Genomic DNA, 23,148 nt, shown 5'->3' with positions numbered 1-23,148 from the left:
ACCACACCATGCACGATAAATACGTACCCGCCGACGTCGAATCCGCCGCGCAGACCACCTGGCGTGCGAACGACGTCTACCGGACGACCGAGACGTCGGCCAAGCCCAAGTTTTACTGCGTCTCGATGCTGCCGTATCCGTCCGGCAAGCTGCACATGGGTCACGTGCGCAACTACACCATCAACGACGTGATGTACCGTTACCTGCGCATGAACGGCTACAACACGCTGATGCCGATGGGCTGGGACGCGTTCGGCATGCCCGCCGAGAACGCCGCGATGGCCAACGGCGTGCCGCCGGCGAAGTGGACGTACGAGAACATCGCGTACATGAAGAAGCAGATGCAGTCGATGGGTCTCGCCATCGACTGGTCGCGCGAAGTCGCCACGTGCTCGCCCGAGTACTACAAGTGGAACCAGTGGCTGTTCCTCAAGATGCTGGAAAAGGGCATCGCCTACAAGAAGACCGGCACCGTGAACTGGGACCCGGTCGACCAGACCGTGCTCGCCAACGAGCAGGTCATCGACGGGCGCGGCTGGCGCTCGGGCGCGCTGGTGGAAAAGCGCGAAATCCCGATGTACTACCTGCGCATCACCGATTACGCGGATCAACTGCTCGACGACCTCGAAGGCCTCGGCTGGCCCGAGCGGGTCAAGATCATGCAGCAGAACTGGATCGGCAAGAGCTTCGGCGTGAACTTCGGCTTCCCGTATGAGATCGACGGCGAAGCGAAGCTGCTGCGCGTCTTCACCACGCGCGCCGACACCATCATGGGCGTCACCTTCGCGGCGGTCGCGGCGGAGCATCCGCTTGCCACGCGTCTCGCGCGCGACAACGCGGAACTGCAGGCGTTCATCGACGAATGCAAGCGCGGCGGCGTGGCGGAAGCCGATGTTGCCACCATGGAAAAGAAGGGCGTGCCCACGGGCTTCTTCGTCACGCATCCGCTGACGGGCGCGCAGGTCGAAGTGTGGATCGGCAACTACGTGCTGATGTCCTACGGCGAAGGCGCGGTGATGGGCGTGCCGTCGCACGACGAGCGCGACTTCGCCTTCGCGAAGAAATACAGCCTGCCGATCAACCAGGTGATCGATGTCGAAGGCAAGACCTATTCGACCGACGCCTGGGAAGAATGGTACGGCGACAAGACCGCGGGCAAGCTCATCAACAGCGGCAAGTACGATGGCCTGACCACGGCGGAGGCCATCGACGCGATCGCCGCCGACCTGAAGGCGAAAGACCTCGGCGACAAGCAGATCACCTGGCGCCTGCGCGACTGGGGCATCTCGCGCCAGCGCTACTGGGGCACGCCGATCCCGATCATCCATTGCCCCAAGTGCGGCGACGTGCCGGTGCCCGAAAAGGACCTGCCGGTCGTGCTGCCGGAAGACCTCGTGCCGGACGGCTCGGGCAATCCGCTGGCGAAGTCGGAAGCGTTCCTGAACTGCGCCTGCCCGACCTGCGGCGCCGCTGCGAAGCGCGAAACCGACACGATGGACACCTTCGTCGATTCGTCGTGGTACTTCTCGCGCTACGCGGCGCCGGACGCCACGAGCATGGTCGACGAACGCACCGACTACTGGATGCCGATGGACCAGTACATCGGCGGGATCGAGCACGCGATCCTGCACCTGCTGTATTCGCGCTTCTGGGCCAAGGTCATGCGCGACATGGGGCTGGTGAAGTTCGGCGAGCCCGCGAAGAACCTGCTCACGCAGGGCATGGTGCTGAACGAGACCTTCTATCGCGAGGACGCGGCCGGCAAGAAGACCTGGTACAACCCGCTCGACGTCACGGTCGCGCACGACGACAAGGGCCGTCCCACGGGCGCGACGCTCAATGCCGACGGCCAGCCGGTCGTGCTGGGCGGCGTCGAGAAGATGTCGAAGTCGAAGAACAACGGCGTCGATCCGCAGACGCTGATCGACCAGTACGGCGCGGACACCGCGCGCCTGTTCGTGATGTTCGCGGCGCCGCCGGAGCAGTCGCTCGAATGGTCGGGCGCGGGCGTGGAAGGCGCGAGCCGCTTCCTGCGCCGCGTGTGGCACTTCGGGCACGACAACGCCGCCGCGCTGCGCCAGCATGGCAAGCTCGACGCGGCGAAGCTCGGCGACGCCGACCGCGCACTGCGCCGCGAGATCTACACCGTGCTCAAGCAGGCCGATTTCGACTATGGCCGCCTGCAGTACAACACGGTCGTGTCCGCCGCGATGAAGATGCTCAACGCGCTCGAAGGCGCGAAGCAGGCGGGCGAGGGCGTGCTGAACGAGACCTTCGGCGTGCTGCTGCGCGTGCTGTATCCGGTGGTGCCGCACGCGACCTTCCAGTTGTGGTCGGAACTCGGTTATGCCGACACTTTCGGCCCGCTGCTCGACGCACCCTGGCCGAAGGTCGACGAAGCCGCGCTCGAACAGGCGGAAATCGAACTCGTGCTGCAGATCAACGGCAAGGTGCGCGGCGCGCTGACCGTCGCGAAGGACGCCTCGCGCGACGCCATCGAGCAGGCGGCGGTCGCGCATGACATGTTCGGGAAGTTCTCCGAAGGCCGCACGCCGAAGAAGGTGATCGTGGTGCCGGGGCGTCTCGTCAACGTGGTCGTGTAATGCGTCCGATGCCCAAAACCAAGGAGTCGATGTGACCGGAAAAGCCTTCGAAAAAGGCGTCAGCAGGCGTTCGTTCCTCGCGCTCCTGGGCGGCGCGGCCGTGCTGTCCGCGTGCGGCTTCCAGCTGCGCGGACAGCAGGACTATGCGTTCAAGCGGCTCGCCATCAGCGGCGGCGCGCCGCAGATGGTCGGACGCCTCGAGCGCATGATCCAGGGCGGCAGCGATACGGTGGTGGTCAAGGCGTACGAGAAGCCGGACGCCACGCTGCGCCTGACGGAAGGCCAGGGCATGCGCACGCTCAGCCTGAACTCGCAGGGCGTCGTGCAGGAATACGAGCTCGTCTACAGCCTGAATTACACGCTGGTCGGCGCGGACGGCACCTTGCTGATTCCGCCGAGCGTGATCGCGCTGAACCGCTCGATGACCTACAGCGACCAGTACACGCTCGCCAAGTCGCAGGAATCGACGCTGCTTTACACCGACATGCGCAACGACGCCGTGGATCAGCTGACGCGTCGGCTCGCCACGGTGCGCTCGCTGCATCCGGCGCCGGGCGAGCAGACCCCGGGCGTCGCGCCGCGCGCGCCGCTGCCGGTGCCGCCGCTTTGAACGCCAGCAACCCGCGCGCATGCAACTGAAGCTCGACGCGCTCGACGCGCATCTCGCGAAAGGCCTGAAGGGGCTGTACGTCGTCCATGGCGACGAGCATCTGCTCGCGCAGGAAGCGTGCGACCGCATCCGGGCCGCGGCGCGCGCAGCCGGCTTCACGGACCGCTCGGTGTTCACGGTCGAGCGCGGTTTCGACTGGAGCGCGCTGCTCGGCGCCACCCAGTCGATGTCGCTGTTCGGCGACCGCCAGCTGATCGAGCTGCGCATTCCCACCGGCAAGCCGGGCAAGGAAGGCGCGGAGGCGCTGAAGGCGCTCGCCGCCGCCGACAATCCCGACGTCGTCACGCTCGTCACGCTGCCGCGGCTGGACAGCGCGACGCAGAAATCGGCGTGGTTCAGCGCGCTGCTCGGCGCGGGCGTCGCGTTGAAGATCGACGCGATCGAGCGCGCGCAACTGCCGATGTGGGTCGGCCAGCGGCTCGCACAACAGGGCCAGCGCGTTCCTCCCGGCGAGGACGGACGGCGCGCGCTGGCGTTTATCGCGGAACGGGTGGAAGGCAACCTGCTCGCCGCGCATCAGGAAATCCAGAAGCTCGGCCTGCTGTATCCGGAAGGCGTGCTCAGTTTCGAGCAGATTCACGATGCCGTGCTCAACGTCGCGCGCTACGACGTGTTCAAGCTCAACGAAGCGATGCTGACCGGCGACGTCGGCCGGCTCGCGCGCATGCTCGACGGCCTGAAGGGCGAGGGCGAAGCGGCCGTGCTGGTGCTGTGGGCGCTGGTCGAGGAAGTGCGCACGCTGTTGCGCATCAAGCGCGGCGTCGCCGCCGGCAAGCCGCTCGCCACGTTGATGCGCGAGAACCGCGTGTGGGGACCGCGCGAGCGGCTGATCCCGCCGGCGCTGTCGCGGGTGACGGACGAGGCGCTCGAAAAGGCGCTCTCGCTGGCGGCGCGGCTCGATCGTCAGGTGAAAGGGCTGTCCGGCGGCACGGGCAAGCGCGGCAGCGAGACGCCGCCCGATCCGTGGGCCGGCATGTTCGAACTCGCGATGGCCGTGGCGCACGGCGGCCAGCCGGGGCGGACCGCGGCGATGGCCTCGGCGCGACCGCGTCGATAAGTTGCGTCGAGGTTGCGTCGATAAGGCGCGGCCGTCGCGGCCTGTTTCACGCGGCGTCCCGGCTTAGAATGAATTCTGCGCGGCTGGCTCGCGGACGCCCGTCCCGCACCGGCCAGCGCGCAGAAAACACTGCGGATCAGCGGCATCAGGAAGAGACTCACGATGAACATCGACCAGTACATGACCGACCTCGGCCGCCGCGCCCGCGCGGCGTCACGCGCGATGGCGCGGGCCTCGACGGCGGCGAAGAACGCCGCGCTGCTCGCGGTGGCGGACGCCATCGCACGCGAGCGCGAGGCGCTCAAGCAGGCGAACGCACGCGACCTCGCACGCGCGCGCGAAAAAGGCCACGACGCCGCATTCATCGACCGGCTGACGCTGTCCGACAAGGCCCTCGACACCATGGTCGAAGGCCTTCGCCAGGTAGCCGCGCTGGCCGATCCGATCGGCGAGATCAGCGGCCTCAAGTTCCGTCCGAGCGGCATCCAGGTTGGGCAGATGCGTGTGCCGCTCGGCGTGATCGGCATCATCTATGAATCGCGCCCGAATGTGACCATCGACGCCGCCGCGCTCTGCCTCAAGTCCGGCAACGCGACCATCCTGCGCGGCGGGTCCGAGGCGCTCGAATGCAATACGGCGCTCGCGAAACTGATCGGCGTCGGGCTGGAAACGGCGGGCCTGCCGCAGGACGCGGTGCAGGTGGTGGAGACAGCGGATCGCGCGGCGGTCGGCAAGCTGATCACGATGACCGAATTCGTCGACGTGATCGTGCCGCGCGGCGGCAAGAGCCTGATCGCGCGGCTGATGGAAGAAGCGCGCGTGCCGATGATCAAGCATCTTGACGGCATCTGCCACGTCTACGTGGACGACCGCGCGGACCTCGTGAAGGCCGCGGCCGTCTGCGACAACGCGAAGACGCATCGCTACGGCACCTGCAACACAATGGAAACGCTGCTGGTCGCGCGCGGCATCGCGCATGAAGCGCTGCCGCTGCTCGCGCGTGCGTATCAGGCAAAGGACGTCGAGTTGCGCGTGGATGCCGCCGCGCGCGCCGTGCTGGAGGCGGCGCGGATCGGCGGGCTCGTCGACGCCACCGAAGCCGACTGGAGCACCGAATATCTCGCGCCGGTGCTCGCGGTGAAGATCGTCGAAGGGCTGGACGAAGCCATCGACCACATCAATGCCTACGGCTCGCATCACACCGATGCCATCCTCACCGAAGACCACGACCGCGCCATGCGTTTCCTGCGCGAAGTGGATTCGGCGAGCGTGATGGTCAACGCGTCGACACGTTTCGCCGATGGTTTCGAATTCGGGCTGGGCGCGGAGATCGGCATTTCGAACGACAAGCTGCATGCGCGCGGCCCGGTGGGTCTGGACGGACTGACCTCGCTGAAATACGTCGTGCTGGGGCGCGGCGAAGTGCGTCAATAACCTCGCGAAAACCAACAAGACCGATGCTCTGGATCAAATCGTTGCACATCGTGCTGGTCGCCTCGTGGTTCGCGGGACTGTTCTATCTGCCGCGCATCTTCGTGAACCTGGCGATGGAAACCGACCCCAAGGCCACTGCGCGCCTCCTGCTGATGGCGCGCAAGCTGTTCCGCTTCATGACCTTCATCGCGGTGCCGGCGCTGGCGTGCGGGCTGTGGTTGTGGCTCATTGTCGGCATCGGCGCGGGGCAGGGCTGGCTGCACGCGAAGCTCACTATCGTCGCGCTGATCATCGTCTATCACGCGTATTGCGGACGCCTGCTGCATACCTTCCAGCGCGGCGAAAACAAACGCTCGGACAAGTGGTATCGCATGTTCAACGAGCTGCCGGTGCTCGGCCTGCTCGGTGCGACGCTGCTCGTGGTCGTCAAGCCTTTCTGATCTTTCTGATGTCTCCCGCGTGAGCCGCGCCGCGGCTCACGTGCCCACCCTGCGGCTCTCCAGCACGTCCTTCGCTTCCGCGAGCTTTTCCGCCAGCTTCGGACCGCGTGCGAGGGCCAATCCCACCGCCAGAATGTCGCCGATCGCGAGATGCGAGACGCGCGACGTCATCGGCGAAAAGATATCCGTGTCCTCGTCGACGTTGGCAAAGAGTCCCACCGTCGCCAGCCGCGCCAGCGGCGAGTTGCCGTGCGTGATCGCGATCACTTTCGCGCCGCCGTGCAGCGCGGACTTGCACGCATCCAGGATGTCGCGCGTGCGGCCGGTGTTCGAGATCGCGACGATGGCATCGCCCGGGCCGAGCAGCGCGGCCGAAGTCGTGTACGTGTGCGGATCGGAATAGGCGACGGACGGCACGCCGAGCCGGAAAAACTTGTGCTGCATGTCGAGCGCGGCAATACCGGAACCGCCCGCGCCGTAGAACTCGATGCGCCGCGCGTCCGCGAGAATCGCGATGGCCGCCGCGACGCTGTCCGAAGACAGACTGTTGCGTACCTCGATCAACGCGCCGATGGTCCGGTCCAGCACCTTCGCCGCGACGCCCGCCGGCGGCTCGTCGCTCTTCACATCGCGATAAACGGTGGGAACGCCCGCTGCTACGCCTTGTGCCAGGCGGATCTTGAATTCCCGAAAGCCGGAAAAACCGAGCGCCTGGCAGAAGCGCGCGATGGTCGGCTGGCTCACGCCGGCGCGCGCGGCGAAATCGGTCATCGAGAGATCGAGCACTTCGCGCGGCGCTTCGAGCACGTAGTCGGCCAGCTTGCGCTCGGAGGGCCGCAACTGTTCGCGCATTGCTTCGACTTGGGACAGCAACATCGGAAATCTCGCCTATGCTGAAAATTGTTTGCGACTATAGCCGATCATTCGGCTTGTACAAATACTACATAATTTCGGCGGTATAACCCAGGGATTTCCCTGAGAAGCGCATCGTGAAAGCTTAAGCGCACGATGCTTTGAAGTGCGTTGTCCGCATAAACCCCATTGAATGCATGTAGTTTTTCTACTAATATTCGGTCCATCGGCGAACGACACGACAACAACTCCAGCGCCGTTCCTCGCAATTCCAAACCCCATCTCGACGGCAAGCGCGCCGGGAGTGAGACGAAGGAGCATCGATGGTTTCCCCGCATTCGCAACTGAAGCACGTCACCGACCGCATCATCGCGCGCAGCAAGCCGACGCGCGCCGCTTATCTGGCGCGCATCGACGCCGCGCAGGGCATGTTCCCGGCGCGTGGCGCGCTGTCCTGCGCGAACCTCGCGCACGGCTTCGCGGGCCTCGAGGGCCAGGAAAAATTTGCGATCAAGGCGGTGCGCGAGCCGAACATCGGCATCGTGTCCTCGTATAACGAAATGCTGTCCGCGCACGCGCCCTACAAGAGTTTTCCGGACCTCATCAAGCAGGCGGCGCGCGAACACGGCGGTATCGCGCAGTTCGCGGGCGGCGTGCCCGCCATGTGCGACGGCATCACGCAGGGCAATGCGGGCATGGAACTGTCGCTGTTCTCACGCGAAGTCATCGCGATGAGCACGGCCGTCGCGCTGACGCACAACATGTTCGACGCCGCGCTGTGTCTCGGCGTGTGCGACAAGATCGTCCCGGGCCTGGCCATCGGCGCGCTGCAGTTCGGCCATCTGCCGACCATCTTCGTGCCGGCCGGCCCGATGACCAGCGGCCTCACCAACGACGACAAGGCCAAGGTGCGCCAGGAGTTCGCCACCGGCAAGTGCGACCGCAGCGCGCTGCTCGAAGCCGAGGCGGCCGCGTATCACGGCCACGGCACCTGCACGTTCTACGGCACCGCCAACAGCAACCAGATGCTGATGGAAGTGATGGGCCTGCATCTGCCGAGTTCGGCGTTCGTGCATCCGCACACCGAACTGCGCGATGCGCTCACCGCCGAAGCCGCACGCCGCGTGCTGGACCTGACGCACGAGCGCGGCAACTACACGCCGATCGGCCATGTGGTCGACGAAAAGGCCATCGTCAACGGCATCGTCGCACTGCTCGCGACGGGTGGCTCAACCAATCACACGCTGCACCTCGTGGCGATCGCGCGCGCGGCGGGCGTCATCATCGACTGGAATGACTTCGACGAGCTCTCGCAAGCCGTGCCGCTGCTCGCGAAGATCTACCCGAACGGCAAGGCCGACGTGAACCACTTTCACGCGGCGGGCGGCGTCGCGTTCCTCGTGCGCAATCTGCTCGAAGGCGGACTGCTGCATGAGGATGTGCAGACGGTCGCGGGCCGGGGGCTGTCGCATTACACGAAGGAGCCGAAGCTCATCGACGGCAAGCTGCAATGGATCGACGGCGCCGCCGAAAGCCACGACAGCAAGGTGCTGCGCGGCATCGGCGAGCCGTTCCAGCCGGACGGCGGCCTGCGTCTGATGCAGGGCAAGCTCGGCCGCGGCGTCATCAAGATCTCGGCGGTCGCGCCGGAGCATCGCGTGGTGAAGGCGCCGGCCATCGTCTTCAATTCGCAGGAAGAAGTGCAGGAAGCCTTCGACAAGGGCGAGCTCAAACGCGACTTCGTCGCCGTGGTGCGTTTCCAGGGCGCGCGGGCGAACGGCATGCCGGAACTGCATCGATTGACGCCGCTGCTGGGCGTGTTGCAGGATCAGGGCTTCCATGTCGCGCTGGTTACCGACGGACGCATGTCCGGTGCATCGGGCAAGGTGCCGGCGGTGATCCACGTGTCGCCCGAGGCGCTGCTGCAAGGTCCGCTCGGCAAGGTGCGCACCGGCGACATGCTGGTGATCGACGCACCGTCCGGCGTGCTCGACATCGAGATCGACGAACAGGAATGGGCGGCGCGCGAAGTCCAGGCGCCGCTGTATCAGGCCGAGAACGAAGTCGGCTTCGGGCGCGAACTGTTCGGCGTGTTCCGCAGCGCGGCGCTGCCGGCGGAAGAGGGCGCATCGGTGTTCGGCGCGCTGATCGGCGCGGACGCTGCGCAGGCCGACGGCGCGGCGCTGCAGGAGCGCAACCCGTTGCGCGACAACGCGCGCGCGGCGGCATCGGCGCTCAACAAGGCGCACGCCGCGCATCACTGACGCTGAACGGCCCGGGCCCGGCCTGAGAGAACCCCGCGGATCGCCTGCAAGGCGCCGCATCAAACCAGGAGTCGCATCACATGAAAACGGTAAGCGAAATCGTGCGTCTGGGACCGGTGATTCCGGTTCTGGCCTTCGACTCGGTCGAGCAGGGCGAACACGTGTCGCGCGCGCTGCACGCAGGCGGCGTGAAGGTGCTGGAAATCACGCTGCGCACGTCGGCCGGCATTGCCGCGATCGAACGCGCGAGCCAGCTCGCGGACGACATCGTGGTCGGCGTGGGCACGATCACGAAGCCCGAGCATTGCGCGCAGGCGAAGAAGGCAGGCGCGAAGTTCGGCGTCTCGCCGGGTCTGACGAAGGACATGCACAAGGCCGCGCAGGACGCCGGCCTGCCGCTGCTGCCGGGCGTCATGACGCCGTCCGACATCATCGCCGCCATGGAACTGGGCTACGAGATCGTCAAGTTCTTCCCGGCGCAACAGGCGGGCGGCATTCCGATGCTGCAGGCGTTCTACGGCCCGTTCCCCAATCTGCGCTTCTGCCCGACCGGCGGCATCACCGCCGAGACCGCGACCAGTTTCCTCGCGCAGCCCAATGTGGTGTGCGTCGGCGGTTCGTGGCTGACGCCCAAGGCGGCGCTGGCCGCGCAGAACTGGGACGAAGTCACGCGTCTCGCGCGCGCCGCAAGCGAACTGGCGCCGCACTGATGTTCCATGCGATGGGCGCGCGCATGCCCCGCGCGTCCATCGACGATAAAAAGATGGGAGACAGCCTGTGATCCGGATGCGCCGTCGGGCCATCCGCGACATCGCCGATGAAAAGACGCCGCGAAACCCGCACGTCTTCGGCTGAAACGCCTTTCAGCAAGTAAAATTCTGTTGCCCAGCGCCTGACGCGGGCGTGCCCGTTGCTGCTGCGCCGAGTTCGCCACCGAACTCGCCAGTAAGGATTGCGATACAGGCCGCACGCAAGGCGAAAAAATAACCTGAACAAAGAAATAAAGGAGGCGTCATGCCAGCCGTCCACGGGAGCATGCTCTTGCTCTACGCGGTGATCGCGATCGCGGTTCTGATCCTGATGATCGCGCGCTACAAGGTCTATCCATTCCTCGTTCTGATGATCGTCTCCGTGCTGCTCGCGCTCGCGGTCGGCATGCCGATGGACAAGATCGTCAAGTCGTTCGAAACCGGCAACGGCAATACGCTCGGCCACATTGCCATCGTGGTCGGCCTCGGCACCATGCTTGGCAAGATGATGGCCGAATCGGGCGGCGCCGAGCGCATCGCCAATACGCTGATCGATCTCTTCGGCGAGAAGAACATTCACTGGGCGATGATGGTCGTCGCGATCATCGTCGGCTTGCCGGTGTTCTTCGAAGTCGGCTTCGTGCTGCTGATTCCGATTGCGTTCAACGTCGCCAAGCGCACTGGCAAGTCGCTGCTGCTGATCGGCCTGCCGATGGTCGCCGGTTTGTCCGTCGTGCACGGGCTGATTCCGCCGCACCCGGCCGCGCTGCTCGCGGTGCAGGCGTATCACGCGGATATCGGCAGGACCATTGCCTATGGCCTGATCGTCGGCATTCCGACGGCCATCGTCGCCGGTCCGCTGTTTGCCTTGCTGATCAGCCGTCACATCAAGCTGCCGGACGCCAACGCGCTCGCCGACCAGTTCGTGCAGAAGCACGGCGAAGCCGACACGAAGCGCGTCTTGCCGAGTTTCGGCATCACGCTGTTCACCATCCTGCTGCCGGTGATCCTGATGCTGATCGGCAGCTGGGCGGATCTGGTCTTCACACCGAAGACGCTGCCCAATGACCTGCTGCGCTTCATCGGCCAGTCGGACATGGCGCTGCTGATCGCGGTGCTGGTCAGCTTCTGGACCTTCGGCGCGAAGCAGGGCTTCAATCGCGAGCAGATCCAGAAGTTCTGCGGCGAGTGTCTTGCGCCGATCGCCGGCATCACGCTGATCGTCGGCGCGGGCGGCGGTTTCGGCCAGGTGCTGCGCGACAGCGGCATTTCCCAGCAGATCGTTGCGACGGCGTCGTCCGCGAATCTGTCGCCGCTGCTGCTCGGCTGGTTCGTCGCGGCATTGATCCGTCTGGCCACCGGCTCGGCGACGGTCGCGATGACCACGGCCTGCGGCATCGTCGCGCCGATCGCGGCGGCGGCGGGCGGTCACACGAGCCCGGAATTGCTGGTGCTGGCCACCGGCTCCGGCTCGCTGATCTTCTCGCACGTGAACGACGGCGGCTTCTGGCTGATCAAGGAGTATTTCGGGATGACGGTCGGTCAGACGTTCAAGACCTGGTCGCTGCTCGAAACCATCATTTCACTGTTGGGACTGGGTTTGACCTTCGCGCTTGCGGCGGTCGTGTAAGGAGATTTCGATGATTCTGATCGCGATGGGTGTGTCGGGCGCCGGCAAGACCCGCATCGGCGAGTTGCTGGCCGAACGGCTGCAGTGTGCCTTCACCGACGGCGACGCGTTTCACAGCGAAGCCAACAAGGAAAAGATGCACAAGGGCATTCCGCTCACTGACGACGACCGCTGGCCGTGGCTCAAGACCATTCGCGCCGCGATCGAGGAGAAGCAGCGCGCGGGCGAGACGGCGGTGTTCACGTGCTCGTCGCTGAAGCGCTCGTATCGCGATGTGCTGCGCGACGGCGACAAGGATGTCTGCTTCGTCTATCTGGAAGGTTCGTTCGACGTGTTGAAGGAGCGCATCGGCACGCGCACGGGGCACTTCTTCGACCCGACGCTGCTGCAAAGCCAGCTCGACACGCTCGAACCGCCGGGCGAGGACGAGGCGATCGTCGTGAACATCGAGCACACGCCGGAACAGATCGTCGATATCGTCATGGAGCAGTTGAAGACGCGCTGAGCTGAACGCGGCTTTCGAAAAGCAAAACGCCCCACGCTGCGCAGGCAGCGTGGGGCGTTGTCTTTCGTGCGGACGATTTTTTAGCCGATGCGCTTCGCCAGCTCCACCGCACGGCCGATATACGAACCCGGCGTCATGTCCAGCAACAGCTTCTTCGCATCCTCGGGGATGGCGAGACCCGTGATGAACGTCTGCAGCGCCTCGCGCGTGATGCCCTTGCCGCGCGTCAGTTCCTTCAGCTGCTCGTACGGGTTCTCGATGCCGTAGCGGCGCATCACCGTCTGCACCGGCTCGGCGAGGACTTCCCAGGTATTGTCGAGATCTTCGTTGAGACGCGCCGCGTTGACTTCGAGCTTGTCGAGGCCGCGGATCAGCGAGTCGTAGGCGAGCAGCGAGTAGCCGAACGCCACGCCGATATTGCGCAGCACCGTGGAGTCCGTCAGGTCGCGCTGCCAGCGCGAGACGGGCAGCTTGTCGGCGAGATGGCGCAGCGTGGCGTTGGCCAGGCCGAGGTTGCCTTCCGAATTCTCGAAGTCGATTGGGTTGACCTTGTGCGGCATCGTCGACGAACCGATTTCGCCGGCCTTGGTCTTTTGCTTGAAATAGCCGAGCGAGATGTAGCCCCACACGTCGCGGTCGAGGTCGAGCAGGATGGTGTTCGCGCGCGCAATGGCGTCATACAGTTCGGCCATGTAGTCGTGCGGCTCGATCTGCGTGGTGTACGGATTGAAGGTGAGCTTCAGGCGGTTCTCGACGACGTCCTTCGAGAACGTCTCCCAGTCGAACTCCGGATACGCTGACAGATGCGCGTTGAAGTTGCCGACCGCGCCGTTCATCTTGCCGAGCAGTTCCACCTTTTCGATGCGCTGGATCGCGCGCGCCAGACGCGCCGCAACGTTGGCGATTTCCTTGCCGAGCGTCGTCGGGCTGGCGGGCTGGCCGTGCGTGCGCGAAAGCATCGGCTGTTCGGCCTGCGCGTGCGCCAGCTTGACGAGGCGTTCATGCACCGAGCGCAGCGCGGGCAGGATCACGTGCTCGCGGGCGCCGGCGAGCATCAGGCCGTGCGACGTGTTGTTGATGTCTTCGGAGGTGCAGGCGAAGTGGATGAACTCGCTCGCGCGTTCCAGTTCGGCCTGGCCCTTCACCGATTCCTTGAGCCAGTATTCGACCGCTTTCACGTCGTGATTCGTGACGCGTTCGATGTCCTTGATGCGCGCCGCGTCATGGGCGGTGAAACGCTCGGCGAGGCCCAGCAGGAATTGCTCGGACGCCTCGGAGAAGCGCGGCACTTCGGCAAAGCCCGCACGCGACAGCGCGATCAGCCAGTGAATCTCCACCGTCACGCGATGGCGCATGAACGCGGCTTCGGACAGCCATTCACGCAGGGCCTCGGTCTTGCCGGCATAACGGCCGTCGAGCGGCGAGAGCGCGGTGAGCGCAAAGAGAGTATCGGGACGGGTATCGGACATGATTGCTTGTCGCAACGGAAGGAAAAGACGGAAGAACCGCGCATTTTACCATCGGATGCGGCGCAATCCGGGCGCTCACCGCGAACGCAGCGCCTCGTCCAGCGCCTGCAGCTGCACGGGCGTGCCGACGTTCTCCCAGCGGCCCGGGTACAACTCGCCGCTCGCGCGTCCGGCGCCGATGGCTTCGCGATAGTACGGCGTGAGCGCGCGGCGCGTGCCGGGCACGAGATCACGGAACATGCGCGGGTCATACAGACCGATGTTGCCGAAGGTGACGCGCGGTTCGCCGTCGAGCGCAAGCAGGCCGTCGCGCAGCGCGAAATCGCCCGCGGGATGGAACGGCGGGTTCGGCACCATCACCAGATGCATGCCGGGCTCGCTGCGCGCCTGCAATTTATCGGCGTTGGCGCGCAGGGACGCGTAATCGAAGTTGCAGAACACGTCGCCGCTCACTGCGACGAACACCTGCTCGCCGAGCAGAGGCAGCGCCTGCGCGATGCCGCCCGCCGTTTCCAGCGCCTCGGTTTCCGGCGAGTAGCGCAGCACGACGTCCCAGCGCGCGCCGTCGCCGAGCGCGGCTTCGATGCGCGCGCCCAGCCAGGCGTGATTGATGACGATGGTGCGAATGCCCGCCTGCGCCAGCCGCTCGATCTGCCAGACGATCAGCGGCTTGCCGCCCGCTTCGAGCAGCGGTTTCGGGCAGGTGTCGGTGAGCGGGCGCATGCGTTCGCCGCGGCCGGCGGCGAAGATCATCGCCGTTGTCAAAGCGTGCGTCATCGTGGTCCGGAGTTCAGATTCAGAAGGTGTAGCCGACTTCCTGCGCGCGGCCTTCGAGCGAATCGAGCAGGCGCGCGAAGGGCCACAGCGGCGCATAGCGTTCGGCCACCTTGCGCGCATAGCCGATGAAACGCGGCAGGTCCGAGAGATAGCGCGGCTTGCCGTCGCGATAGTGGATGCGCGCGAACAGCCCGAGCACCTTGATGTGCCGTTGCAGGCCCATCCATTCGAGCTGCCGGTAGAACTCGCCGAAATCGGCATCCACGGGCAGGCCGGCCTTCTTCGCGCGTTCCCAGTAATACGCGATGCAGTCGAGCTCGAACGCCTCTTCCCAGCTGATGAAGGCGTCGCGCATCAGCGAGGCCATGTCGTAGGTGATCGGACCGTAGACCGCATCCTGGAAATCCAGCACGCCGGGATTCGGCTCGCAGACCATCAGGTTGCGCGGCATGAAATCGCGCAGCATGAAGGTCCGCGGCTGCGCGAGCGCGCTCTGTTCGAGCAGCGTGAAGGTGGCGTCGAGCACCTTGCGTTCGTCCGCCGTGACCTCGCGGCCCAGGTGACGCCCGATGAACCACTCGGGCAACAGCTCCATCTCGCGGCGCAGGAACGCCTGGTCGAAGGCCGGCAGCACGCCTTCGCGCGCCGTCTGCTGGAAGCGGATCAGCGTGTCGATGGCCGAGCGCATCAGGGGCCGCGCATTCGTCTCGTCGAGGACGGAGATGTACGTGGTGGTGCCGAGATCGGTGACGAGCATGAAGCCGGCGTCGAAATCGGCTTCGAGAATCTTCGGCACATGGGACTGCGCCGCTTCCAGCAGGCCCGCGACCTGCACGAATTCACGGCACTTTTCGGGCGGCGGGGCGTCCACCGCGATCAGCGTCGCGCCGAACTCCGCGTCGCTTTCCAGGCGGAAGTAGCGGCGAAAGCTGGCGTCGGCGGAAGCGGGAGCGAGACTGGTGAGGTTCAGCCGGTAGCGTCCGGCAAGACGTTGAAGCCATGCGCCGAGTTGTTCAAGGCGCGCGTCGGAAGGAATGTTCGTCATAAATTCGAGGGGCCAAACATCTTGCCATATAATACCCCACGACTTTTTAAGCGATCCGTTTCACGCCTGGCGCCAGGCCCCCGACGACTGTGAGCGTCATCGTTCAATCGAGTGTCGTCCCTGCTAGCAACGGACCGTCAAGTTCGTGATTGCGGTGAGGGCACGGCCGCCTGCCCGGCGGCATCGGGCGCATGGGACGCAAACGGAATCGAACCGCACCCATCCATGCCGCCACGACAGTTTCCCGTTTTGAAAATCAACGCTGACGCTCAGCCACGCAGGCGGCGGCTCGTCGTCGCGCTGCTGTCCGTGCCGGGGCTGATGCCCGCGCTCGCGCATGCGCAGCTCGTCGGGCCCGCGGCGAATCCGGTCCCGCTCGACGGCGCCGACAGCCTGCGCCTCGCGCCGCAGCTCGAAGAGCGCCCGTTGCAGGCCGGCCAGCAGCCGACCACCTTCCTCCTGGGCGACAAGACCACCGGCACGTCCGACGAGGACATGGCCGCGAAGGGTTCGGCCGAAGTGCGGCGCACGGTGACGGTCATCAAGGCCGACGCGCTGCACTACGACCAGGACACCGACATGGCCGATGCTTTCGGCAATGTCAGGTTGATCAACAACGGCGTGTCGTTCCTCGGTCCGGAAGCGCATCTGAAGGTGGAGGCCAACGAAGGGTTCATGACGAACCCGAAGTACCACTTCAACCTGACGGGCGGTTCGGGCAGCGCCGAGCGCATCGACATGATCGACAACGAGCGTGCGCGCGTCGATCACGGCACCTATACCGCCTGCGCGTGCGCGACCGATCCGGCGTGGTACATCAAGGGCACGTCGTTCGACTTCGATACCGGCGCGGAAGAAGGCATTGCGCACAACGGCGTGCTGTTCTTCCAGGGCGTGCCGGTGTTCGGCAGCCCGTGGATGTCGTTCCCGCTGACCGGCGACCGCCGCAGCGGCCTGTTGCCGCCCACGTTCTCGCTCAGCTCGACGACCGGTTTCGAAGCGACGATCCCGTACTACTTCAACATCGCGCCGAACCGCGACCTCACCATCACGCCGCGCATCATGACGCGCCGCGGCGTGCTGGGCGAGGCGAATTACCGCTATCTGTCGCCCAACTATTCGGGTTCGCTGGACGTCAACTATCTGCCGAACGACCGCGACACGCATACCAACCGTTACGCGATCTTCTGGCAGCACCAGCAGAACTTCGGCAACGGCTTCGGCGGCTATGTCAATTACAACAAGGTTTCGGACTCGCAGTATCCCGAGGACCTGGGCAACGCGTCGAACCAGTTCCTGAACGGCACGCAGCTGCTGTATCAGCAGGAAGCGGGTCTCACGTACAACAACGGCCCGTGGTCGGTGCTTGCCCGCGAACAGCGCTGGCAGACGCTGCAGCCGTCCATTCCGCCGTATGCGCGCGAGCCGCAGGTCAACGTCCAGTACAACAAGTACAACGTCGGCGGCTTCGACTACGGCGCGGAACTGGACGCCACGCGCTTCACGATCTCGCAGGAAGGCGCGACCGACGGCAACCGGCTGTACTTCAATCCGTACCTCAGCTACGGCATCAACGCGCCGGGCTACTTCATCACGCCGAAGGTGCAGTGGCACTTCGCGTCGTATGACCTGAGCCACATCGCCACGTCGCAGGTGTCGGGCTCGTCGCCGCCGGTCGCGGGCCAGCCGAAGAACTTCACCGAGTCGATCCCGACGCTGAGCTTCGACACCGGGCTCGTGTTCGAGCGCTCGGTGCGGCTGTTCGGCCAGGACTATATCCAGACGCTGGAGCCGAGGCTCTACTACGTCTACACGCCGTACCACAACCAGGATTTCGCGCCGATCTTCGACACCTCCGAAGCCGACTTCGGACTGGCCGAGATCTACACGCCGAACACCTTCGTCGGCAACGACCGCATCGCCGACGCCAACCGCATCACGGCCGGCCTGACCACGCGCTTCATCAATCCGGCGACCGGCGACGAACGCGCGCGTTTCGTGATCGCGCAGCAGTACTACTTCGAGAGCCAGCGCGTCACGATCACGCCGGACCAGCTGCCCGACCAGGCCAAGCACTCGGACCTGATCGCGGGCGCGGCGATCAAGCTCGGGGCAGGTTTCGCTTCGGAAACCGCGTTCCAATATAATGTCGACAACAACCAGCTCGTGCGTTCGAGTATCGGTTTCGCGTTCAGTCCCGGCGCGCGCAAGGTGATCAACGTCGGCTATCGCTATACGCGTTCGAACCAGACCACCTTGTCGAACGAGCCGATCAACCAGATCCTGGTGTCCGGCGAATGGCCGCTCACGAACCGCCTCTACGCGGTCGGGCGCGTCAACTACGACATGGCGAGCCATCGTCTCGTCGACGGGCTGCTGGGCTTCCAGTACGATGCCGACTGCTGGGCGCTCGGCTTCGGCGTGCAGCGCTACGCCAACGGTGTCAACACCACGGGCCAGCTTTCGTCGGGCACGCGGGTGCTGGCGCAGCTGACGTTCAAGGGCTTGTCGAACGTCGACAACGGTCTCGTCAGCGCATTCCGCTCGAGTGTCCAGGGGTATCAGTCGCCGCCGCCGGCCGCGCCGCCGCTCGCCCGCTACAGCGATTACGAGTGACATTGCCGCGGCGAGCAACAGACAGGCAACGGACAGGCAACACGCAAGCGGCGCCAGGCAACGGCGCCGCGCACCACACACGCAGCACACGAACGGGTGAAGCTGGAATTTGATGGAGTCTCTGTGTCAAACGTGAAATTGTTTAGATCGACGGCCATCGTGGCGGGCGCGCTCGCCGCAGCGTTGATCCTGAGTACGCCGGCCGGCGCGCAGGCGTTGTCGAACCGCAATGCGCAGGTGGCGGATTCCGTGGTCGCGGTCGTGAACGACGGCGTCATCACGCAGCGCGAACTGGAAGAGCGCACCGCGCTGATCGCCAAGCGTCTCCAGCAGCAGAACGCGCCGCTGCCGCCCGCGGACCAGATGCAGCGCCAGGTGCTCGACCAGATGGTGCTCGAGCGCATCCAGCTTCAGAAGGCGAAGGACGACGGCATCAACGTCGACGACGCCACCGTGAACCGCACGCTCGCCCGCCTGGCCCAGCAGAACCAGATGACGCTCGACGTCTACCGCTCGCGCATCGAGGCACAGGGCGTGCCCTGGGCCACCTTCGTGCGCGACGCGCGCACCGAACTCACGCTGTCGAAGCTGCGCGAGAAGGAAGTCGACAGCAAGATCACCGTGTCGGACGGCGAAGTGGCGAACTACATCGCCAGCCAGCGCGGTCCGGGCGCCCGCAACACGAGCGACCTGCACTTGCAGCACATCATGTTCAAGGTGCCGCAGGACGCGCCCGAGGCGGACGTCGCGGCGGCGCAGGGCAAGGCGGACGCCGTGCTGAAGCAGGCGCTCAACGGCGACGATTTCACCAAGCTCGCCAAGAACAACTCCCAGGACACCGACGCCTCCAAGGGCGGGGATCTCGGCTTCCGTGCGCCGGCTTCGCTGCCGGCGGGCATCGTGACGGCGGTCGCGACGCTGCGTCCGGGTCAGGTCGCGCCGACGCTGCTGCGTACGAGCGGCGGCTTCGAAGTCATCAAGCTGGTGGACCGGCGCGCGAGCCAGGGCACGGCCGCCGACGCCCCCAAGCTCACGCAGACCCACGTGCGCCACATCCTGCTGCGCGTGACGGACGGCATGTCGGAACAGGCGGCGCGCCAGCGGCTGCTCGACATCAAGCAGCAAGTATTGGCGGGCGGCGACTTCGCGAACTTCGCGCGGACCTATTCGCAGGACGGCTCGGCCTCGCAGGGCGGCGACCTCGGCTGGATCAGTCCGGGCGAAACCGTGCCTGAATTCGAGCGCGCGATGAACAACCTGCAGGACGGCGCGGTCAGCGATCCGGTGCGCAGCGAGTACGGCTACCACCTGATCCAGGTGCTCGGCCGTCGCGAGGCGGAAGGCTCGGCGACGCAGCAGCTCGACATCGCACGTCAGGCGATCGGTCAGCGCAAGGCGGAACAGGCCTATTCCGACTGGCTGCGCGAACTGCGCGACACCGCCTACGTCCAGTACAAGGGCGTCGCTGCCCAGGCGCAGCAGTAAGCAGATGAGCACCGCCGACCCCCGCCCGCTCGCCATCGCCATCACGACGGGCGAGCCGGGCGGCGTCGGCCCGGAACTGACGGCGGCGGCGCTCGCGCAGGCCCGCACGCGCTGGCCGCAGGCGCGCTTCACGGTGCTCGGCGACCGCGCGCTGCTCGCCGAACGTGCCGGCGCAAGCTGGCCGGCGGCGGGTGAGCCTGTCGAACTGGAACATCACGCGCTTGCCGTGCCCGCCGAGGCAGGCAAGCTGAACGCGGCCAACGGGCGCTATGTGCTCGGCCTGCTCGATGCCGCCATCGACGGCGCCGTGTCCGGCTGTTTCGACGCCATCGTCACCGCGCCGCTGCAAAAGAGCACCATCAACGACGCCGGCGTGCCCTTCACCGGCCACACCGAATATCTCGCCGAACGCACGCATACGCCGCGCGTGGTCATGATGCTGGCGGGTTCGGGCGAGCGTCCGCTGCGGGTCGCGCTGGCCACCACGCATCTGCCGCTGAAGGACGTGTCGGCCGCACTGAGCGTGGCGGGACTCGTCGAGACCTTGCGCATCATCCATCACGACCTGCGCGCGCATTTCGGCCTGGCCGCGCCGCGCATCCTCGTCACCGGCCTCAACCCGCACGCGGGCGAGAACGGCTATCTGGGCCGCGAGGAAATCGACGTGATCGCGCCTGCGCTCGGACAGGCGCGCGCGCTCGGCATCGACGCACCGGGACCGTATCCCGCCGACACCCTGTTCCAGCCGCGCTATCTGCAGGACGCGGACTGCGTGCTGGCGATGTTCCATGACCAGGGCCTGCCGGTGCTGAAATACGCCACGTTTGGCGAAGGCATCAACGTGACGCTGGGCCTGCCGATCATCCGCACCTCGGTGGATCACGGCACCGCGCTCGATCTCGCCGGCACGGGCCGCGCGGACGCGGGCAGCATGATCGCCGCAATCGACGCCGCCGTCACGATGGCGCGCCACAAACGCACGGCCTGAAAGCCGCCGCGCGAGCTTCATTCAAACGAACATGCCGACCAAACATCAAGGCCATTTCGCGCGCAAGCGCTTCGGGCAGAACTTCCTCGTCGATCAGGGCATCATCGATTCGATCGTCGACACCATCGCGCCCCGCCGCGGCGAGCGCATGGTCGAGATCGGGCCGGGCCTGGCCGCGCTGACCGAACCGCTGATCGAAAGAGTGGCGACGCCGGAATCGCCGCTGCATGCGGTGGAGCTGGACCGCGACCTGATCGGGCGGCTGGAGAAGCGTTTCGGCGAGCGTCTGGTCGTGCATTCCGCCGATGCCCTCGAATTCGATTTCGGCGCGCTTGCTCAAGCTGATGAGAGCGGCAAGCCTACGCTGCGCATCGTCGGCAATCTGCCGTACAACATTTCGAGCCCGCTGCTGTTTCATCTCACGCGTTTCGCGCACCGGGTGATCGACCAGCACTTCATGTTGCAGGACGAAGTGGTGGACCGGATGATCGCTGAACCCGCCAGCAAGGACTACGGGCGCCTGTCCGTGATGCTGCAATACCGCTACGTGATGGACAAGCTGCTCGACGTGCCGCCCGAATCGTTCAATCCGCCGCCGAAGGTAAATTCCGCGATCGTGCGCATGATTCCGTTCGCGCCGCACGAGTTGCCCGACGTGGATGAGAACGCGCTGTCGGACGTCGTGAAGGCGGCCTTCGCACAGCGTCGCAAGGTCTTGCGCAACAACCTGTCGGCTTACCGCGAGTCGATCGATTTCGATGCCATCGGTTTCGATCTCACCCGCCGCGCCGAGGAAGTGCCGGTCGCGGAGTTCGTCGCGCTGGCGCAGGCGCTGCAACGCTCGCGCCGGGCGCCATCCTGACATCAGGACTGAATCGGGCACTACTGTGCGCCGGCATCGGCGAGCCGGTTCATCAGGCGTTCGAGCCTTGCACGCTGGTCACGCTGAAGTCCACGCGTCGCGCTCACCTGGCACACGCGGCTGCGCCAGTAAGTCTGGCCAAACAGCGAATTCGCGCCTTCCGCCGAGAGCACGCGTTCCAGATGGCGGATCGCGGCATCGACGTTGCCCGGCGTGTACGGGCTCGTGATCGCGGCGTGTCGCTGGTGTCGTTCGAGTGTTTCGTTCATCGTTCTGGCCTCGTGTCGCGTTGATTCCGGACGGCTGATTCTGTGGGCCGCGCGGGACATCCGGCGTCCCGAACGGTCAGGGCACACCGGGACACGATTTGTCCGGAGCGGCTGTCAGAATCGACCGCCCGGTCCTCGCGGGCCGGCGGCAACCTTTCATCACGGAGACAGCGCATGCGCTTCATACACGCGGCGGACATCCATCTGGACAGCCCTCTGCACGGCTTGTCCGCCTACGCCGACGCACCCGCCGACATGCTGCGCAACGCCACGCGCGAGGCCTTCTCGAGGCTCGTTACGGTCGCGGTGGACGAGCAGGTCGACTTCATGATCATTGCCGGCGATCTTTACGACGGCACCTGGCGCGACCACAACACCGGCATCTTCTTTTGCCGCGAGATGGGCCGTCTGCGCCGCGCGGGCATTCCGGTGTATGTGCTGTTCGGCAACCACGACGCCGAAAGCGAAATGACGAGCCAGTTGCAGCTGCCGGACAACGTCCGTACGTTCTCGGCGAGAAAGCCGCAGACCTTCCGCATCGACGCGCTCAAGGTCGCGCTGCACGGCCACAGCTTCAAGGAAAAGGCCGTCACGACGAACCTCGTCACCGCGTATCCGGCGCCGGTCGCGGGCTACTTCAACATCGGCGTGCTGCATACCGCGCTCGAAGGCGCCGCGCAGCACGCGAGCTACGCGCCGTGCTCGGTCGCGGAACTGCACGCGAAGCAGTATCACTACTGGGCGCTCGGGCACGTGCATGAATATGCGATCTGGCAGGACGCGTCGACCATCGTGTTTCCGGGCAATCTGCAAGGACGCAACATCCGCGAGACCGGGCGGCGCGGCGCCGTGCTGGTGACGGTGTCGGAGGCGGAAGAGGTGAGCGTCGAGCGGCTGTTCATCGACGTGCTGCGCTGGGAAGCCGTGAGCGTCGATGCCTCGCAGGCCGCGACGCTCGATGAAGTCGCGCGCGCGGTCGGCCGTGCGCTCGAAGCGCTGGTGGACGATGCGGCGTCGCCGGTGCCGCATGCCGTGCGCGTGACGATCACCGGCGCGACCCAGGCGCACGGCGAGCTGTTCGGACTCGCGACGCAATTGCGCGCCGAAGTGCTCGCGCAGATCGCGGCGATCAGCCACGACCGGCTGTGGCTGGAAAAGGTGAAAGTCGCGACCCGGCCGCTGTCGCAGGAAGTGCCCACGGCCGGACGCAGCGACGCGCTCGCCGACCTGCACGGCCTCCTGATCGAAGCGGAATCCGACCCGGAGTTTCTGGAGATGCTCAAGGAAAGACTGATCGTGCTGGCGACGCAGGCGCCGAGCGAGTTGCAGAAGGCCGTGCCCGAGCTCGAGCAGGTGCGCAACGGCCAACTGGCGGCGCTCGTGAGCGAGGTGCGCTCCGGGCTCATCGCGCAGCTGGCGGACGCGGAGTAAGC

General features: G+C 65.8%; 19 protein-coding genes. 14 read left to right on the top strand and 5 right to left on the bottom strand.

The genetic code is table 11. The annotated features are described in order from the left end of the window. Positions 1–8: 8 nt before the first annotated feature. The 5 genes from leuS (at position 9) to QCE69_RS12380 (ending at position 6,204) form a co-directional block, all read left to right on the top strand. Positions 9–2,603 (top strand): leucine--tRNA ligase, encoded by a 2,595-nt coding sequence (leuS, locus tag QCE69_RS12400; protein ID WP_309918384.1) that lies wholly within the window; start codon positions 9–11, stop codon positions 2,601–2,603. A 31-nt stretch (positions 2,604–2,634) separates the two neighbouring features. Continuing rightward, complete coding sequence (lptE, locus tag QCE69_RS12395) at positions 2,635–3,213, top strand: LPS assembly lipoprotein LptE (protein WP_309918381.1); 579 nt, start codon at positions 2,635–2,637, stop codon at positions 3,211–3,213. Between the two features lie 19 nt (positions 3,214–3,232). Next, a complete protein-coding gene (gene holA, locus QCE69_RS12390) occupies positions 3,233–4,330 on the top strand; it encodes a DNA polymerase III subunit delta (RefSeq protein WP_309930998.1) in 1,098 nt (365 codons plus the stop codon). A gap of 162 nt (positions 4,331–4,492) precedes the next feature. Beyond that, positions 4,493–5,764: a glutamate-5-semialdehyde dehydrogenase gene (locus QCE69_RS12385; protein WP_309930996.1), complete on the top strand. Its 1,272-nt coding sequence runs from the start codon at positions 4,493–4,495 to the stop codon at positions 5,762–5,764. A 23-nt stretch (positions 5,765–5,787) separates the two neighbouring features. Then, entirely contained in the window at positions 5,788–6,204 is a 417-nt protein-coding gene (locus QCE69_RS12380) for a CopD family protein (RefSeq protein WP_309918373.1), read from the top strand. A gap of 36 nt (positions 6,205–6,240) precedes the next feature. Here the strand turns inward: QCE69_RS12380 and QCE69_RS12375 are convergent, their stop codons facing one another. After that, complete coding sequence (locus tag QCE69_RS12375; protein WP_309809737.1) at positions 6,241–7,080, bottom strand: MurR/RpiR family transcriptional regulator; 840 nt, start codon at positions 7,078–7,080, stop codon at positions 6,241–6,243. A 299-nt stretch (positions 7,081–7,379) separates the two neighbouring features. Here QCE69_RS12375 and edd point away from each other — a divergent pair, with 299 nt between their 5' ends. The 4 genes from edd (at position 7,380) to QCE69_RS12355 (ending at position 12,204) form a co-directional block, all read left to right on the top strand. Then, complete coding sequence (edd, locus tag QCE69_RS12370) at positions 7,380–9,320, top strand: phosphogluconate dehydratase (RefSeq protein WP_309930994.1); 1,941 nt, start codon at positions 7,380–7,382, stop codon at positions 9,318–9,320. Between the two features lie 80 nt (positions 9,321–9,400). After that, positions 9,401–10,030, top strand: a complete 630-nt coding sequence (eda, locus tag QCE69_RS12365; protein ID WP_309918367.1) for a bifunctional 4-hydroxy-2-oxoglutarate aldolase/2-dehydro-3-deoxy-phosphogluconate aldolase — start codon at positions 9,401–9,403, stop codon at positions 10,028–10,030. Positions 10,031–10,334: 304 nt separating this feature from the next. Next, positions 10,335–11,699 (top strand): GntP family permease, encoded by a 1,365-nt coding sequence (locus QCE69_RS12360; RefSeq protein WP_309902797.1) that lies wholly within the window; start codon positions 10,335–10,337, stop codon positions 11,697–11,699. Between the two features lie 10 nt (positions 11,700–11,709). Next, the gene (locus QCE69_RS12355; RefSeq protein ID WP_309918364.1) at positions 11,710–12,204 is read left to right on the top strand and encodes a gluconokinase; all 495 of its coding nucleotides are present in this window, start codon (positions 11,710–11,712) and stop codon (positions 12,202–12,204) included. Between the two features lie 80 nt (positions 12,205–12,284). On the opposite strand, the gene purB is transcribed toward QCE69_RS12355, so the two are convergent. From purB to QCE69_RS12340, 3 genes are all read right to left on the bottom strand, one after another. After that, positions 12,285–13,673, bottom strand: coding sequence for an adenylosuccinate lyase (gene purB / locus QCE69_RS12350; RefSeq protein WP_309918362.1), 1,389 nt, complete (start codon positions 13,671–13,673; stop codon positions 12,285–12,287). Between the two features lie 75 nt (positions 13,674–13,748). Next, positions 13,749–14,450 (bottom strand): N-acetylmuramate alpha-1-phosphate uridylyltransferase MurU, encoded by a 702-nt coding sequence (gene murU / locus QCE69_RS12345; RefSeq protein ID WP_309930993.1) that lies wholly within the window; start codon positions 14,448–14,450, stop codon positions 13,749–13,751. Between the two features lie 19 nt (positions 14,451–14,469). Further along, the gene (locus tag QCE69_RS12340; RefSeq protein WP_309930991.1) at positions 14,470–15,495 is read right to left on the bottom strand and encodes a phosphotransferase; all 1,026 of its coding nucleotides are present in this window, start codon (positions 15,493–15,495) and stop codon (positions 14,470–14,472) included. Positions 15,496–15,720: 225 nt separating this feature from the next. Between QCE69_RS12340 and QCE69_RS12335 the strand changes: the two genes are divergently transcribed. The 4 genes from QCE69_RS12335 (at position 15,721) to rsmA (ending at position 21,446) form a co-directional block, all read left to right on the top strand. Then, positions 15,721–18,111 (top strand): LPS-assembly protein LptD, encoded by a 2,391-nt coding sequence (locus QCE69_RS12335; RefSeq protein WP_309930989.1) that lies wholly within the window; start codon positions 15,721–15,723, stop codon positions 18,109–18,111. A 123-nt stretch (positions 18,112–18,234) separates the two neighbouring features. Beyond that, entirely contained in the window at positions 18,235–19,596 is a 1,362-nt protein-coding gene (locus tag QCE69_RS12330) for a peptidylprolyl isomerase (protein WP_309809721.1), read from the top strand. 4 nt (positions 19,597–19,600) lie between these two features. Further along, the gene (pdxA, locus tag QCE69_RS12325) at positions 19,601–20,584 is read left to right on the top strand and encodes a 4-hydroxythreonine-4-phosphate dehydrogenase PdxA (RefSeq protein WP_309930987.1); all 984 of its coding nucleotides are present in this window, start codon (positions 19,601–19,603) and stop codon (positions 20,582–20,584) included. 31 nt (positions 20,585–20,615) lie between these two features. Beyond that, positions 20,616–21,446: a 16S rRNA (adenine(1518)-N(6)/adenine(1519)-N(6))-dimethyltransferase RsmA gene (gene rsmA, locus QCE69_RS12320; protein WP_309918347.1), complete on the top strand. Its 831-nt coding sequence runs from the start codon at positions 20,616–20,618 to the stop codon at positions 21,444–21,446. A 20-nt stretch (positions 21,447–21,466) separates the two neighbouring features. Here rsmA and QCE69_RS12315 read toward each other — a convergent pair whose 3' ends face one another. After that, positions 21,467–21,715, bottom strand: coding sequence for a hypothetical protein (locus QCE69_RS12315; RefSeq protein WP_309930985.1), 249 nt, complete (start codon positions 21,713–21,715; stop codon positions 21,467–21,469). 174 nt (positions 21,716–21,889) lie between these two features. Here QCE69_RS12315 and QCE69_RS12310 point away from each other — a divergent pair, with 174 nt between their 5' ends. Next, the gene (locus tag QCE69_RS12310; RefSeq protein ID WP_309930983.1) at positions 21,890–23,146 is read left to right on the top strand and encodes a DNA repair exonuclease; all 1,257 of its coding nucleotides are present in this window, start codon (positions 21,890–21,892) and stop codon (positions 23,144–23,146) included. The last annotated feature ends 2 nt before the right edge of the window (positions 23,147–23,148 follow it).

Origin of the sequence: Caballeronia sp. LZ032, from assembly GCF_031451315.1 — a bacterium.
Taxonomy (GTDB): domain Bacteria; phylum Pseudomonadota; class Gammaproteobacteria; order Burkholderiales; family Burkholderiaceae; genus Caballeronia.
Note: the sequence above shows the minus strand (reverse complement) of the source record. Positions and strands in the feature narration are given on the sequence as shown.